The following is a 16,382-nucleotide window of genomic DNA, read 5'->3' as shown; positions in this document are numbered from 1 at the left end:
TCAGCTATCGATGATATTCTGAATTATTAGTTATAAAAAATGGAAAAATCGGCATAGACCATAGGCTGATCTATATCTTCACCAGTACCTTCGATGGAAGAGGCTTTTTCAATAGGCCAACCGACTGATACTTTGCTGGAGAAGATTTCATTCCAGGTAAACTTAAACAGCAGACCACCTCCGGCAAGCCTGGCCCAGTCATCCTCTTTCCCTGATTTATAGTTATTCACAATGCCGTAACCCACATCGGCAAATAACGCAATTTGCATCATATCGTTTAGGCGCTGACCAAATAAGATAGGGTTCACCACTTCGGGGAAACTGGGATACCATTCGGCAGATAAAAGTCCGGCCCTATCAGCAGAAAAGTCTCGTACATCAAAGGCTCTAACTCCATTAGCCCCCCCCAAGGACATCTGCTCAAACGCAGGCAGGGGATTATCGCTTTGCTGTATACGGCTTTTAATTATTAGGCGAGACTGATCATTAGTGAACGGCATCGGCAAAAATAGTAGTGAGCTACTATTTAAAGACACTTTGGTAAAATGGTCACCGCGCGCTGCTTGCAATTTACCTTCAAGTTCCCTTTGATGCTCCCCATATTGAATATTGGTACTCAATATATTAAGCATGGAAATAGCACCACTGGAGAGGTGGTCCATGTAAAAACCTAGTTCACCGCCGTATACATGATCTCCAGGCTCATCAAATTTGGTAATTGCACGTAGATTGGACTTTTTATCAGTAAGTCCAAAAGAGCCCGTCAAGTTGAAACCCCTAGAACGACGAAATTTATGATCCACTGTAAGCGCGTAACTGGTATTGTCACCATGAATATCGAGCACATTTACAGGGTTATCTGGATCCTCAACATCACGCAATACAAAGTCATTGTAATCTGCTGTTAACTCAAGCCTAGTGCGCGGTCCAAATAGTGGAAGGCTGTATCTTAACTGGCCAAGATCAGAACCGAAGTCCGAATCAAAATCGGAAACATTAGTCGATTTCAAATAGCCAATGGTAAGTGCATCTCCAATACCCAAAGGGTTTAACCAGTCTACGGTTGTATAAAATCTCTGGTCACCAGTATAAGCTGATCCGTGGTTATCCACCCTAAATGAAGTTTTCCAGCTAGACGCATCGCGTACTTTCAAGTTGAGCTTAGTTTCACCAGGATTTTCACCTGCACTAAAATAGCCGGTAACATTTAAGCCTGGCAGATCATTTAGAAGGTAAAGACCCTCTTCTATATTATCGTGATTAACTAGCTTACCTTTTTGTTTCTCAAAGGGCTTAGCCAGCTGTTCTAGAGCATATTCTTTATTATCCTCAGCAGCGACCTGCCCCAACAATCCCTCTTGAACCGTCAGAGTTACAACGCCATCCTCAACATCTTGGGCAGGAATTTGTACCTGAGCGAGAAAAAGTCCTTGGCGACGATAAAAATTAGTCAGTTCCGCAGCAATTTCTTCCAGATCAGCGTAACTCAAACCACGCTCTTTATTCTGCTTCTCAATGACACTGACGAGTTTTTTGAGTTCAGCAGGCCCCAAACCACCTGGATTAAATTGGGCTTGCATATTACCCAATAAAACTGCTAACTCCTCTAGGTTATCAACCGTATAACCGCTAGCGAGGATTTTATCCTCTTTCATAAATTTGACGCGAAGTTTTTCTGCCATCTCTTCGACAATTTCACGTTCAATACCAAAATCTGGGTATTCTTCTAACCTATGAAACTTAAACTCTTTTACAGTAATTCTTGGGCCTTGATTACGTTGAGAGATATCTGGAATCTCAGTATTCAAATTTGGATCTTCCGCTTCATAGGTGCGCTGCAGGAAGTCCTTGGTTACGTCCGCCTCATTAACTGTTGGCGTATCCTGGTCAAAAGCCTGCTTTACACGACTGCGAAAACTGGAACCCTCGTCTTGAGCATAAACAGGCAAATTTGATAGCAGGAAGCCTGCGCCCACAAATAGCGCCAGCTTACTTTTTCCAAGCCCAAGCATAACTCCCCCAAATTACTCATATTTATTTGGCCGAATCCAGCCTTCACATGGCTAGAAGAGGCGTATTTTTTTATTAATTCACATCTCTAACGATGCGAAAGCCTGTTAATTCATCTGCGAGTCCTGCATGCAACCTTTTGGATGTAGCGAGACAACGGCTCATGGGGTCTTGTCGATTACCGCCAAGCGCAAGTAACTCCCCGTCAGTACCTTTCGCCCACTCTTGAACATTGCCCACAGCATTCACTAGGCCAAATCTATTTGTCGATCCGTCCTGGGCTGGTACCAACTCGACCCCTTTCTCAATACCGCCATACTTTAAATGGCAGTTGCGATCTGCAACCTCTTCCTCGCCATTAGCACTGGCAGCCGCAAACCACTCTTGCTCTGATGGGAGGCGATAACGGTACCCCGTCTCATCGGATAACCAGCTGATATACGCTTCTGCATCTTGAAGAGTTAAGTTATTGGCTGGCAGATCGCCCGCGGCGATATCGATGGCTGCACATTGCTTGGTTGCACTACAATAGTGCTCGAGGTCTCGGTTACTTACTTCATACTTTCCAACTGCCAAGGGCCGACCACTCACACCTCGAACCACTACCATTGCTGGCCCCTTGGTACCATCTGCAAGACGATCGCGACAGCTGTAGCGATCTCCCCTGCCACCGCTACCTGGGATTAGGTGTCCACAAAAATCCAGCTTGAATTCTTTGAGGGGCTGATAACCAGGCAGGAGCGCCCTGAACTCATCGACTAGAGCCTCTGTCCTTAGTGGGTCTTCAGCACCCAATTTGGTGGCACAGTTATTAAGCTCTTCACCAACAACCGGACGAATCTGTCTGGCTTTAACACTATCTAGCCCTGCCAGCTGAGATAACTGCGCTCCCACAGCGGCGACATTCATATCAAAGCCACAGGTAAGTGTGGATTCCATATTGGCCAGAACAGTGTCGATTTGCCTGTTTTTAATAGAGGCCAAGCGTCGGCGTTCAGCGCGTTCTTCCGCAAGACGAATGCGCTCAGCCTCACGCTCTGCCTCTAGGCGCTCAGCCTCCAAGCGAGCTCGCAGGTTCTCTCTATCCGTAGCCAGCTGGGATTTGATCGCAACAGCCTGGCTGGATACGCCATACCAGCTGGCAGCGCTTTCCAGCATGGAATCCGCTTGATCCAGATTACCCAGGTTTAACTGACCGGTAGCCGCGGCGAGAAACAGCTCCGAAATTTCACGGCGTTTATTATCGAGAAATTCTTCATCGCTGGGGTTAAGCTCAGAATACTCATGAAGCTCCAAGCGAAGGTCCTTTTCCCAGGCTGGAGTAAGGATACTCAGTGACACCAAACGATTAATCGCTTCTTTTTTATCACTGATTCGCCGCTGTAGTAGCTCTTCCTGGAGCTTCTTTTCAAGCTCAATCTTTACTCTTTCTTGCTCAGCTGTATTCTGCTGTTCCAAGTGGCTATAGCCCACCCCAGCACCTACAAGCACCATGGTGAAAGCCCCACCTAATACCCACTTCCAGGTATTGCTGACAAAAAATGCCTGAACAAATTTTTCTACTGTGTCAGTACGATCTTCTCGTTTTAGCTGCAGAGCGGCCTCAAGAGCACGCCACTCCCGTCGATTTAATCCCCTGATACGTTTCGGGCGTAGCTTCTTTTCTAAGGCCTTGTCGGCGGGAACCTTGTCATAAGGATGCCGGCCACAAAATAGCTCGTAGGCCACACAACCCAGGGCATAGACATCATCAGATGGAGCGGGCTCCCCCCCTTTCAGCATCTCGTAACTGGCATAGGCGGGCGTCAAAGCTCCCAGACTGCCGGCATCAAAAACCGTAGTCTCGCCAGTTTTATTGGCGATCCCCCCTTCAGATACGGCTCGAGCAATACCGAAGTCAAAAACCTTCGCACCTTTCTTACTGGTAACAAAGATATTGCCAGGCTTAAAGTCGGAATGGACGATCTTATGGGAATGGGCGTAAATGAGGGCCTGGGAAATATCAGAAAAAACAGAGCGCGCCTTTTCGGGTTCCAGCCCAACATCCGCATGCTCTCGCAGGAGTTTGTCAAGCGGTGCACCCTCGAGAAACTCCATGGTCATAAAGACCCGATCACCATCGCGGTCAAAATCGTAAACCGTTACGATGTTGGGGTGGGCCAGCGTTTGTGACTTACGCGCTTCGCGCTGTAAGGAAATAAAGGCATCAGGATGTTTCTGGAAATCATCATTTAACAGCTTGATTGCTACATAAGGCTCGCTGTCATTCGCTTCCAGCTTACGGCGATCAAGTGCCTTATAAACAGCTCCCATACCGCCAACCCCAAGGAGCTTATCTAGCTCAAATCGCCCCTTGATCACTGTTTTGGTTACAGCGCCAGATGGCAATGGCTCAAAAGAGTCAGAAGTATCAATAGGGTTTGCAGAAATTCCACCAGAAAGTTGGCCCAGCTCTTTCTTTTGGCCGGTATTCTTTCGAGGTGCAGGGCTAAAAACTGTTGCATCTGGATTAAACCCAGATGCAGCAGAGGGCAGTATTGCCTGCGCACCCCGCACCGGAGGGTGATCATTTTTCCCAGTGGAGTCCTGATTAACAACGACGGTTACGTCGCCATCATCTGTCAGTCCCTTTTTAGATTGATCCGGTCCGGGCAGATTGCCGTTCGGCCGAACAACACGTGTCTTATCGTTCAATTCCGCCTCCATGGGAAAGCTTTTCGACACATCCAAAGACCGTAACAAAATATTGCTACGGGCAGGTTGTCAAGCTAAATAAGGGGCAAAGTATATCGAACAGCCTTTTAGGCAACAATGAACAGGTAAGCAAATATATTTGACTATATACCGTTTTGAAAAAACTACTCGACAATTACAGACTCAGAAGAGAAACTGATACTGAAGACAAATAATTACACCTTCTTACAAGCTCACCTGACAGAAGAAAATCCCTAACTTAAAATATTTTATTAACGTGATTCCGTTAACAATTCTTAATATTTTTTCCTCAAATACTCATTTTTTTTGACATCATGCTTTTCTGTTCAATAGAAAATTAATTAGTGTCAGAGTCGAATAAGCGCAGACGGCATACCTCCAGCAATCAATATACTCCCCTGGATAATTAGTGCCAGAGTCGATTTTATAAGCTGAAATTTCGGTTTTTTTTTGTATTTCACTCTGTTTAAATCACCTCAGTTGTCATTGCGACACCATCTGAGTTACCGCACTAATTCGGTAGCAAGGAACTAACCACCAATATCTCAAGCCAACAAAGAGGGATTTCCCATGGCTATTTACATGAACTTCAACAGCCTCGCCACTAAGGGTAACGTTACTGCCAAGGGCTACGAAGACTGGATCGAAGTTGACAGCTTCAACTTTGGTGTTGGTCGCGGTATCACTATGGAAGCCGGCGCTACCTCCAACCGTGAAGCTTCTCGTCCGAGCCTGAGCGAAGTTACCTTCACCAAGCGTATTGACGCTGCATCTGGTGGCCTGTTTAAGGCTTCCGTAACTGGTGACGAAGGCGTACCTGTTGAGATCCACGTTGTACAAACTGGCGCTAACTCTGTAGAAAAGTACGCTGTGTATAAGCTAGAAAACGTACTGATCTCCTCTTACAGCATCGGTGCTTCTGCTGGCGGCGCACCTCAGGAATCCATCTCCCTTAGCTTTGCCAAGATTGAGGCTGACCTCAATCACGCTGACAAATCCAACAAGAACCCCAAAAACATGCGTGTTGGATACGACCTCACTACCGCTACTCCGCTGTAATAGGTCTATACCCTTTTGGGATAAGATGGCCTGCAGAATCTCTGCGGGCTGTCTACAGGTCTTTAGCTGAATGCTCATTGAGTATTCAGCTAAAGATCTGCAAATCTGCTAGTTTCTCATTTCTTTCAGGCACCGTAGGGATAGTTGGGGCTGCCCATGGCTACACTCAATCAAGATAAAAGAATGATTACGGTCGATAGCCCGGTTGGCACAGATGCGCTAATTGCTACGACCCTGCAAGGCGAAGAGCATATATCTAAGCTTTTCCGCTATGAAGTGCAATTGCTTTCTGATGACCATGCTATTGAACAAAAGGATATTGTTGGCAAACCGGTAACAGTTTCCATTCACCACTCTGAAACACCTCGCCATATCAATGGTTACGTTACCCAGTTCTCTCTACATGATGTTAATGCTGAGGGTGTACGTAGTTATAGCGCCATTTTGCAACCGGGTCTGTGGTTTACCAGTTTGGCTGGCAGCAATCGAGTCTTTGAAAACAAATCTGCCAAGCAGATTCTAGAAGAGGTTCTGGGAGAATATAGCCGAGTAATAAAACTCACGTTAAAGTTAAATGCTGAGTATATTACCCGTGAATATTGTGTTCAGTTTGACGAGAGCGACTTTGATTTTATCAATCGTCTGATGGCTGAAGAAGGCATATCCTACTATTTCAAGCATTCCACAGGACAGCACGAACTCGTTCTTTGCGACGATTCTCAAGACTTTTATGATTGTGAAAGCGCTGACATTGAGTATGACGGCGGAGGCAGCCATCCAACCAAAAATACCATAAGTAGCTGGAGAAGAAACTTCAACTATCACGGTGGTGGGTTTGAGCTTAAAGATTATAGCGAGTACACAGCAACTAAAGACAACAAGCAGCAGGTAAAAACGACTAGCCAGCTTAATGATGTTGCAAATTATATGCGCGGCCTCTATGGCTTAAACCATTTCCAGGTTGATGGTGAGCACAAGCACAAATTTACAGACAGCTATCACAAAGCACTTGCCGAACGAGCAATGGAAGCGCAAGAAGCACTTTTTGATGTAAGCCACGGTCGCAGTGATTGCCCCTCCTTTACTGCAGGCGGTCGTTTCAATTTCGATCACTCATTATCTTCTGAAAAGGGCAAATATCTTATTACCTCAGTGCATACTTCTGCAGCAGATGGAAATGGTATTGATACCCACTTCCACAACACCTTTAGCTGTATACCTTCTACGGTAATGCCACGCCCACAGCCCAATGTATGTGCGAAAAAAATCCATTCACCACAGGTAGCACGAGTTTTAGAGGTCAAGGCCACAGCTTCAGACAGCTCACAGGATCCCTATACACAGCTCAAAGTTAAATTCCCATGGAATTCTCAACAGAACAGCTGTTGGGTAAGGGTAATGCAGTCCTTTGCCGGTAAGAACTGGGGCGCGAATTTTGTTCCAAGAGTTAACCAAGAAGTCGTTGTTACCTATATCAATGGCGATCCGGATCGGCCATTGATTACCGGGGCGGTTTATAACGGTGACAACCCTGGGCCCAACTACACAGCGACCCAAAGTGGCTGGAAAACCGAGTATGAAGGTAGCACTTTCAATGAGCTTAGGTTTGATGACAAGGGTGGCAATGAAGAAATTTATATGGAAGCTGGCAAGGATCATAACTTTGTGATCCATAACGATCAAACCGGCAAAATTGAAAACCAGCAAACACTAGAAATCAAACAGGATCGTAGTGTTACCGTCACGGATGGTAGCGAAGTTATCACCATTGCCAAAGGGGACCAAAAACTCAATGTCAATAAGGGCAACCAGGTTGTCACTATCGGTTCAGGCAACCATACCCTTAAGGTGAGTAAAGGCACCCAAACAACCGATGCTATGGGGGCAATCAAGATATCCTCCAAGGCTTCAATTGAGTTAAAGGTTGGTGGCAGCAGTATCAAGCTAACGCCGGCAGGTATTACCATCAAAGGAACAATGCTCTCCTGCAAAGGAGACGCGACGGCTGAAGTTAAGGGCGGTGGTATGCTTACCTTAAAAGGTGGCGTTACCATGATCAATTGATGGGATTAAACAGCAGATGACCGACCTGATCAAAGTACAAGCGTTAACTGCAGCTGAGCTCCTTAAGAATTTTGAGGTTAGCGAGGAGGCGGAAGAGCATCTGGTGCCAGATACCGCACCTGAAGTTAGCATTAATCAACTGATAGAAGCTGGCCTCTATCCGGATGCAATAAAACTACTAGCCCACGGACTGCCAAAACGAGAAGCGGTATGGTGGGCCTGCCTTGCGGCACGCGATATACAAAGTCCTGAGACTGACGAAGACAACGTTAGTGCATTGATCGCAGCAGAAACCTGGGCTAAAAAACCCAATGAGGAGTCGCGATTAAATTGTAAAACACTGGGTGATAAAACCAAACACAAGACGCCCGCAAGCTGGGCAGCAACCGCTGCCAGCTGGTGTCACGGCAGCCTCGCAGCCGAAGGCGAGCCTGTGGTTGAACCGCCAGAACACCTCTATGCGCACGCAGTGGCTGGCAGTATTACATTAGCAGCAGTCTTATCTGACCCAGTAGACCCCGCCAAACGCTTTGACCGCTATATGAAACAGGGTCTGGATCTGGCCCGCGGCGGCAATGGAAGAGTGAAGGATTAAATTATGGGCAAGCCAGCTTCACGTATCACCGATATGCATGTATGCCCCATGGTTACTGGTACGGTACCTCATGTAGGCGGCCCTATTCTCAGCCCAGGTGCTCCAACAGTAATCATCGGCGGCATGCCATCCGCAACTGTTGGCAGCACTTGTACTTGTGTGGGACCACCAGATACTGTTGCTATGGGTAGCACTACCGTAATGCTACAAAAAAAACCAGCTGCCCGTATGGGGGATACAACTGGACATGGAGGGAAGATTGTTATTGGGTGTCCAACAGTATTAATTGGTGGTTAACCACTCACAGTGGCCTTTGCTTAACTTAAATAAGAGCAAAAAAAGAATTTAAGGGACAATAAATTTACTTAATAACCCTTATAAGACAAACTCTGTTTGTCATGACGCACCAATTAGCAGTATAAATTAAAAAAATTAGAAAAGACCATAAAAGCCAAAAATATAATACAACTCAACTAAGAATAAGGTCTTTTATGTCTAACTTGCTCCAAAAATATCTCGATTAGTTTTTCGCATTTTATTATCTTTTACTTCGAGAAGAACTGCTTAGTCAACTACAAATACATACCTTCATGCCCAAAAATGAAAATCTACTGGCTGCCAACAAACTTTCCTATTGAAGTAAATAAGAGCCATAGCTTTATGACAATCAACAACCATAAAAGGAGGATTTTATGGGACTTTGTATTGATTCAACCAATGTTGCATTTATTAATCAAGTTAGAAACGCTTTAACTGTTCTTCTTGGGCAAGCCAATGCCCTAGCATATTCTGCAGAAAAATATCACTTCGGTGCTCGTACGGTTACCCGAATTACACGGGGTGTTGGTATGACCAATGCACTCTTACAGCTACCTCAAAGTGCAACCCTTGTTTCTCGGATTATTGCCAGCCCACATGATACAAGAATAACTGAAAGTGCGGGATTAGCGGCAGTTCCAGATAAGTGGTTAAAAGATAGGGTATGGAGTAACTTTAAGTATTACGTCCCACTGGTTAAACACGATCAAGGTTTCATGGGAAAAGTAATGAGCGCAGGAGCCAGTGCATGTGTCCACTGGAATAACACAGTTCAGACTACCACAAACCTCAATCAAAATGGCACTGTGACTGATGGCGGTGCTTGCCCTATTTTTATCACGTTGGCACATGAGCTCGGCCACGCTGATCGAATAAATCGTGGAGTTTATTTAAGTGGCGCAACTGAAATTACTTGCTTAGTAGATGAGCGTCAAAACATGCTACATAATGTTCAAGTAACTCAACCATCACGATTCTTTAGGGCTCGCGTAAATACTGGCGGGGCAAGCATTAGAATTCCAGATCTCAATAGAACCGTCAACAACCCAAATAATGTTATTACTACGAGAACCCAAGGCTGGATTTGGGTAACAACTGAAAGAATTTTACTTGAAGAGCTAGCTAATGTAGGGGGCCTAAGCGATGACAACAATGTTCTCCCTAATGACCCACTGACAATTTCAGAAAATACTATTCGTGTTGAACATGGTATAGCTAGACGAAGAAAATATGGCAGCATTGGACAGGTGAATTAATCTATCGCACAAAGTAAAAAACCTTAGGCACCCCTTCAAACATAGAAAAATGCACTAAATTCCCCAGCAAGAAAATTATTTGAATAACCCATATAGCTTATGAAGCTTCACTTGTATATTTTTCAGGAATTATATCCAAACACAACGCCAAAATAGATAAAAACCAATATAAATTAAATTAATTCACTTAGCGTTTTTTAATTAAGGTATTGGATACATCATGAATAGCCCAGGAGTTTAGCACTACTGGGCTAATTTCCAGATTATTCTACTTTATAGGCGAAATCACCCTCTTCAGTCGCAGACACTTTAATTGCCTTAACCTCTTCACCTTTCGCCATTTTATCCAAACATTCACTGGCCAATTCTGGTAATAAAGTTTTATTTAGAATTACCTCAATATTGCGGGCTCCAGTATCTGCTTCATGGCAACGCGCCACAATATTGATAAGTACATCCTCATCATATGAGAAAGAAGCGCCATAGTGTTCACGAACACGCTTCTCAATCTTACGCATATTGATTTTACAAATTTCAACCAGATTCTCGTCATCCAGTGGATAGTAGGCAACAACATTAGCACGGCCAAGAAACGCTGGTTTGAACTTCTGTAGTAATTGGGGACGTATATTATCTAGCAGTACATCTGGTTCTGGCTTTTTCTCTACCTGGCTGAATATAGCCCTAATAGCATCCTCACCAGCGTTAGAGGTCATAATGATAACGGTATTTTTAAAGTCGATATCACGACCTTCACCATCTTTGATGGTACCTTTATCGAACAGGTTGTAGAAAATATCCTGTACGCCGGGATGGGCCTTCTCCATCTCATCCAGTAGGATTACGGAGTAAGGTTTACGCCTAGCAGCTTCGGTTAGAACTCCTCCTTCCCCATACCCTACATATCCGGGAGGAGACCCTAGCAGCATAGATACTTTGTGTTCCTCTTTAAATTCGGCCATGTTTATCGTAGTGATGTTTTGCTCACCACCAAACAACTCATCGGCTAAAGCCAATGCAGTCTCAGTTTTACCTACGCCACTAGTGCCGCAAAACATAAATACACCAACTGGCTTGCGTGGATCAGTCAATCCTGCCCGTGAAGTACGAATTGCCTGAGCAACAGCCTCAATCGCATGGGGTTGACCAATCACACGCTTGTTCAGGCGCCCAGCCAGAGTTTTCACAGCTACGATTTCATCACTGACCATTTTCCCAACAGGAATACCTGTCCAGTTGGCAACCACCGCAGCGATAGCCTGCTCATCAACAGATGGCTGCATCAAAGGTGTATCACCTTGTATTACCTCAAGCTCTGCAGACAGGCTTTTCAATTGTTGCTGATAGTCAGCTAAAAGCGCTGAATCGGGCTCCAGATTTTCACTCTTTCCTTTCATAAATTCGGAGTCAATTTGATCTCGAATTTTTTGTATCTGTTCAATCAGCTCATTTTCTTGAACAAGCTGTTGTTTTAATGAGGATAATCTCTGCTCTTCAGTCAGCTTGAATTCTTTCAGTTCTGTCAGCTGTTCTTCGTGCTCACCCATCGCTGCATTTTCACGTTCCAACTTAGCAAGCGTTGTGTTAGTCCGCTCAATATTAATTTGAGCATCTTCAATAGCGCCAGGAGTAGCTGATTGGCTCAGGGCCACGCGGGCACAGGCGGTGTCCAGCAAGCTTACAGATTTATCAGGTAGTTGACGCCCAGGAATATAGCGGTGGGATAACTTAACCGAAGCAATAACTGCCTCGTCAAGGATGCGTACTTTATGGTGTGCTTCAAGAGTAGTGGCAATTCCACGCATCATATCAATGGCATTTGCTTCACTGGGCTCTTCAACTTTTACAACCTGAAAACGCCGAGTCAGAGCAGGGTCCCGCTCAAAGTATTTCTTATATTCAGCCCAGGTCGTGGCTGCCAATGTTCTCAGCTCACCTCGTGCTAAAGCGGGTTTAAGTAAGTTGGCCGCATCTCCCTGCCCCTCCTTGCCTCCTGCACCAATCATGGTGTGAGCTTCATCAATAAACAAAATAATAGGCGTTGGGGAGGATTTGACCTCTTGAATCACAGATTTAAGACGATTCTCAAACTCGCCCTTTACGCTAGCACCGGCCTGAAGTAAGCCCAGGTCCAGCGTCCGAACTGCTACACCACGTAGAGGCTCAGGTACATCTCCACTGGCAATTCGTAAAGCAAAGCCTTCAACTACGGCTGTTTTACCAACACCTGCCTCACCAGTGAGAATCGGGTTGTTTTGTCGACGACGAGTGAGGATATCAATACACTGCCGAATCTCTTCATCTCTGCCTAGAACTGGGTCAATCTCCCCCTTCTTCGCTCTTTCAGTCAGGTTGACGGTATACTTATCGAGAGCTGGCGCTTTACTAGCGGCGGCCGCTACGGCAGCAGCGCCATCATCAGTTGCGCAGGCAGCACCAATATGACTCGACTCACCACTTTGCCCAAACATCGCCCGGGCAGTTTCACGAATAGACTCAGGCGCTATATTTTTAAGCTCTGGACAAGATTCTTGAATTTGTCGACGTGAAGTCTCTTCCAACAGCAGAGCTGCGAGGAAGTGTCCAGAACTGATTGCACGGTGCCCATAGTCGATAGACGCCAGCATCCAGGCATTCTTTGCCGCTTCGACAATTGTCGGAGATAGTGCAGGAGGTCGGCTACTTCCCGAGCGGAATCCAGCTATAGAGGAGGCAAGCTGTTTAGCAAAATTTGCCGGATTACAGTCATGTTTTTCCAGTAGGTGATAAAGGTCTGTATCTGATTGATCTAATAATTTAAGCAGCCAGTGCTCAAGTTCAACATTGTATTGATTTTGAGATAAACAAAGGCCGGCTGCGCCTTCAAGAGAATCACGCATATGCGGTGTCATGGTATCAACAAGCCGCTTCAAATCGATATTTATCACAGTAAAAAGATCCTTTTAAAAATTATTGTTAATGAACAATTATGCTGCTGGCAAGGCTTCATCAGGCGACATATTTTCAGCACTTAAGGTAATCTGTATGAGTTCTGCTGATTCCTGTTCACTGGCCATATGTGTATTCCACCCTAAAAGAGGTTCATGATCAGATTTTTTGTTTAACTGAACAGGCGAAACTTGTTGCGCAGGTAAAGATACTGATAGCTCGAAGTCCAACTCAATCCCAGCACTTAGTTTGATAAAGGCTTTAAGGGATTCCAGTTTCTGAGTTCCCGGGGCAATAGTCATAAATTGTTCATAAGCCATTGGTTCGATGACTATTCGAAATTTATTTTGAGCTTGGAAACAGTGCGTACCCAGAATTGTGTTTACCCCTAGACAGTTATTTACTCCACTGGGAGCTTCATCACAAGGCAGGCGACAGAGAATGTCTTTCGGTAATTCATCCCACTGCCCCTGAAATTGCTCTATAGCGACATCCAAACCAAAGAAATGCTTAATCATGCTGGTCAGCGCAGCTGCAGAGCAACGTCCCTGCCCCAAATGGCCTGCCATGCCCAAAAGAGCTTCATCGGGAATTGGCAATCGATAGCGCATCTCGCTAGTACCCAGGCCCGCCAAAGAGGCAATCGCCTGTGTAAAAATATCTGGAACCCTTTCATTGCGTAAACGCTGGCGTTCATAGTTCACAGGCAATTGGTATTTATGCCATGCTTTATAAAGTAGCGAAGTATGACGGTGATTAAACATATCGAGAAAATCCCGCAGAGCGGTATTATTTTCTCTGAGCTCTTTTTGAACTATTTCCGTCAGGTAGTAGGGCATTACACCCTGACTCCCTATAAGACCAGTAAAGCCAACCTCCATATGCCATTGACTAACTTCTTTATTTTGTATTTCTACATTATTACTGGTCTTTTTTTCCAGACGTAAAACGTCTGAGCCAATAAAAGATAAACCGGTCTGGGCGCTGAAGCGAACCATTTCCTTCGCTGGTGGAGCCGCACTGGCAATAGGTTCATCACAAAATCCGCCATCCGCCAAAGACACAGCACGCTCCAGGATACGCACCGCCTGATAGAATTCGAAATGATAGGGCTCTCGACGCAGCCGCTCTATTACAGTAAAGCTTTTTCGCCGGCGCGAGGTGGCCATCTTTTAAGTTCTCCATCTCTGCCACTCATGGTAGCAATCAATTTAGTAAATGAATTAATAGAACAATATAAGCCAAGAAAACGTTCAATGATGCTGGCAAATAATAAAGGGCTAGTGCCAGTAAGCATCATCGAGTCGAGTTCAATTTCTACCTCAGTTCCCCGACAAAGAACGACGCTTTGATCAATCTGGATAGGAGCAGTAATGGGTTTTGTATTCAGCTTTAATAAAGATTCAATCAAATTACGAGTACTGGCTGAATCCCTAAAATCATACAGTCTGAAAATTTCTTTGAGGGCATCACATCCCTGACTTCCAGATAAGGAGAGATGATTCAAGTTCAGATGTGATATCAGCTTCCAGTAGCCTCGCTCTCTTCTCGGAGGCCTCAATGTCGCTGTTGGTGCCACAACACAGCTAATTCGTTTCGCTGGGACGTCACCATCAACTACTTCAAGATAAGGTTGAGAATTGCCACTGGGTAACTTCTTAGGCAGATTCCGATTACAGCAAGTTAATTTAATATCGAGTGTTTGATCATTAATCCTGTGCGGATTGAAATCTAAATCAACGAGATTCAAATCAACTTCGGAAGCCTGCTCATTGCGATGCTCCCCTTCTATAACTTCACGACGCCGACTGAACCAAAATGCTGACTGTTCCGCGTGGTGTTGGCTATGCTTAATCCCGTAGAAAGGCCTATATTTAGTGGTTTCGCCATCACCGTCTGTGGCAGCCACCTCATCAATAGAATATATTTCCAGTCCATCGCTACGACGAGCATCTGCTATAACATGATATTCATACTGAGTATGGGTGAGCGGTATAGGATCTGCACTCTGCTTGAATAAATTAATAACAGGCGTACAGCCGAGTGCAAACATACTTGGAACCAATTGTTTTTCCAGTTCCTCATGCGTCTCTGAAAGATAAAAATACAGGTTCAATGTATCTGCATAACTATCATTCAAAGCCCCCTGTAAATTTTCAATATCCAAGAAGAGAAATTTTTCGGGGAAAGCAAAATATTCAGTAAGCAACCTGTAACCGATGAATGCTGTATCTGGATAGGGTAATAAACCTTCTTCTGCATTCATCCCGACCTGGCAAATATCCTCTGGGGATAGAAAAGTCGGTTTTGGATCACTCTCTCCATTTGCCACAACCAGCTTTACACATTTGGTTAAAAGCAGATCATAGAGGCTATACACATGTGTCGCTTGACCACGCAAGAAGAATCTTATTTTTTCGGGATTCATCTCCGCAAAGCTCAGATCAGGACTCAAAGCTTTAAGGGAGAGCTTAAGAACGGCGTTTGCTCCCTGAATCTCATTACAACCAGGAGCAATAAACGGGCGTGGCATTAAGCTTGCGCTGACCGGTTGAAACGGATTAATTTCCACCGGATAACAAGTTGTAAACCTGCAAGTTTGTCCTTGAAAGCTGTCACTTTCCAATAACGTTTTTGCATCAACCTGCGTAATTGCATCAAGGTCTGAATCCGGTTCAAATTGAACGATCGCACATGATGGAATGGGTCGTAAATAATGTGGATACAATGTTTCCAGCATTGCATCTGTAAGCTCAGGGAAATCATCACTAAGTTTTTGTTGAACCCTGGCATTCATATATGCAAAACCAGACAACAAACGCCCCACAAGCGGATCATCTACGGTATCTGCATCTAACTGCAGTCGTGATGCAGCTGCAGGGTGCATACGTGCAAACTCAGCGGATGTTTGCTGAATAAATGCGAGCTCACGCTCATAGAGATCTATTAATTTTTCACTCATTACATAATCTCAGACACGTCTACCATTTGTGTTACCGGGTTTAAGGCAGAGTCAAATACGATAACCTCAGATGCAGGATTAACATGCAATACTGCTTCTACACGAAAACGTATGCTGGGATCTTCCACATCTACCTTATCTTGAGTGGTAACTTTTACAGAGCGAATTCTTGGTTCAAAATGTAAAATTGTCTTCTCAATATCCCGGCAGAATTGTTTTCGACTGTCTAATGAAGATAAATTGACAGTAGACAGATCTGGCAGACCATAATTTATATTTGACTCGTCCAAGTGCCGCAGTTCAGATGGTGGTGAAATACAGCGATAACGTGTATTAAATAAATATTCGAGGTCGCGCCTAACCCCCTCACGTAGCTGGCGTAAAATCTGATGGGATTGGTGAACATTTACTTTACTAGATGATTCAAGTAGTCGATCTAGCACTGGAGCTAACAGTCTTTTTTCTCTTGCCATAA

The 16,382-nt window shown here is 44.9% G+C and carries 11 protein-coding genes; 5 read left to right on the top strand and 6 right to left on the bottom strand.

Annotated features, from left to right (window positions below):
- Window positions 1–26: 26 nt before the first annotated feature.
- Both ACJJJA_RS02610 and ACJJJA_RS02605 read right to left on the bottom strand, forming a co-directional pair.
- A complete protein-coding gene (locus tag ACJJJA_RS02610) occupies window positions 27–2,012 on the bottom strand; it encodes a ShlB/FhaC/HecB family hemolysin secretion/activation protein (protein WP_444887821.1) in 1,986 nt (661 codons plus the stop codon).
- Window positions 2,013–2,085: 73 nt separating this feature from the next.
- Entirely contained in the window at window positions 2,086–4,704 is a 2,619-nt protein-coding gene (locus ACJJJA_RS02605) for a bifunctional serine/threonine-protein kinase/formylglycine-generating enzyme family protein (RefSeq protein ID WP_444887820.1), read from the bottom strand.
- A 591-nt stretch (window positions 4,705–5,295) separates the two neighbouring features.
- Between ACJJJA_RS02605 and ACJJJA_RS02600 the strand changes: the two genes are divergently transcribed.
- From ACJJJA_RS02600 to ACJJJA_RS02580, 5 genes are all read left to right on the top strand, one after another.
- Complete coding sequence (locus ACJJJA_RS02600) at window positions 5,296–5,784, top strand: Hcp family type VI secretion system effector (RefSeq protein WP_252084237.1); 489 nt, start codon at window positions 5,296–5,298, stop codon at window positions 5,782–5,784.
- 156 nt (window positions 5,785–5,940) lie between these two features.
- Window positions 5,941–7,848, top strand: coding sequence for a type VI secretion system Vgr family protein (locus ACJJJA_RS02595; RefSeq protein WP_444903670.1), 1,908 nt, complete (start codon window positions 5,941–5,943; stop codon window positions 7,846–7,848).
- Between the two features lie 16 nt (window positions 7,849–7,864).
- Window positions 7,865–8,443 (top strand): DUF6931 family protein, encoded by a 579-nt coding sequence (locus ACJJJA_RS02590; protein ID WP_444883486.1) that lies wholly within the window; start codon window positions 7,865–7,867, stop codon window positions 8,441–8,443.
- Between the two features lie 3 nt (window positions 8,444–8,446).
- Window positions 8,447–8,740 (top strand): PAAR domain-containing contractile injection system baseplate protein, encoded by a 294-nt coding sequence (locus ACJJJA_RS02585; RefSeq protein WP_152450772.1) that lies wholly within the window; start codon window positions 8,447–8,449, stop codon window positions 8,738–8,740.
- Between the two features lie 395 nt (window positions 8,741–9,135).
- Window positions 9,136–10,017, top strand: a complete 882-nt coding sequence (locus ACJJJA_RS02580) for a hypothetical protein (RefSeq protein ID WP_444883485.1) — start codon at window positions 9,136–9,138, stop codon at window positions 10,015–10,017.
- A gap of 263 nt (window positions 10,018–10,280) precedes the next feature.
- On the opposite strand, the gene tssH is transcribed toward ACJJJA_RS02580, so the two are convergent.
- From tssH to tssE, 4 genes are read right to left on the bottom strand one after another with little or no spacing between them, the layout of a single operon-like run.
- On the bottom strand, window positions 10,281–12,944 hold the full coding sequence (tssH, locus tag ACJJJA_RS02575) for a type VI secretion system ATPase TssH (RefSeq protein WP_444903669.1): 2,664 nt from the start codon (window positions 12,942–12,944) through the stop codon (window positions 10,281–10,283).
- Between the two features lie 39 nt (window positions 12,945–12,983).
- Complete coding sequence (gene tssG, locus ACJJJA_RS02570; protein WP_444903668.1) at window positions 12,984–14,114, bottom strand: type VI secretion system baseplate subunit TssG; 1,131 nt, start codon at window positions 14,112–14,114, stop codon at window positions 12,984–12,986.
- Entirely contained in the window at window positions 14,078–15,907 is a 1,830-nt protein-coding gene (gene tssF, locus ACJJJA_RS02565; protein WP_444903667.1) for a type VI secretion system baseplate subunit TssF, read from the bottom strand. The genes tssG and tssF overlap by 37 nt, the downstream gene beginning before the upstream one ends.
- A complete protein-coding gene (gene tssE / locus ACJJJA_RS02560; RefSeq protein ID WP_252084230.1) occupies window positions 15,907–16,380 on the bottom strand; it encodes a type VI secretion system baseplate subunit TssE in 474 nt (157 codons plus the stop codon). The genes tssF and tssE overlap by 1 nt, the downstream gene beginning before the upstream one ends.
- Window positions 16,381–16,382: the final 2 nt, after the last annotated feature.

The sequence above is a fragment of the Microbulbifer mixtoriginis (SeqCode) genome (assembly GCF_052466865.1).
This window is presented reverse-complemented; position numbering and strand designations above follow the sequence as displayed.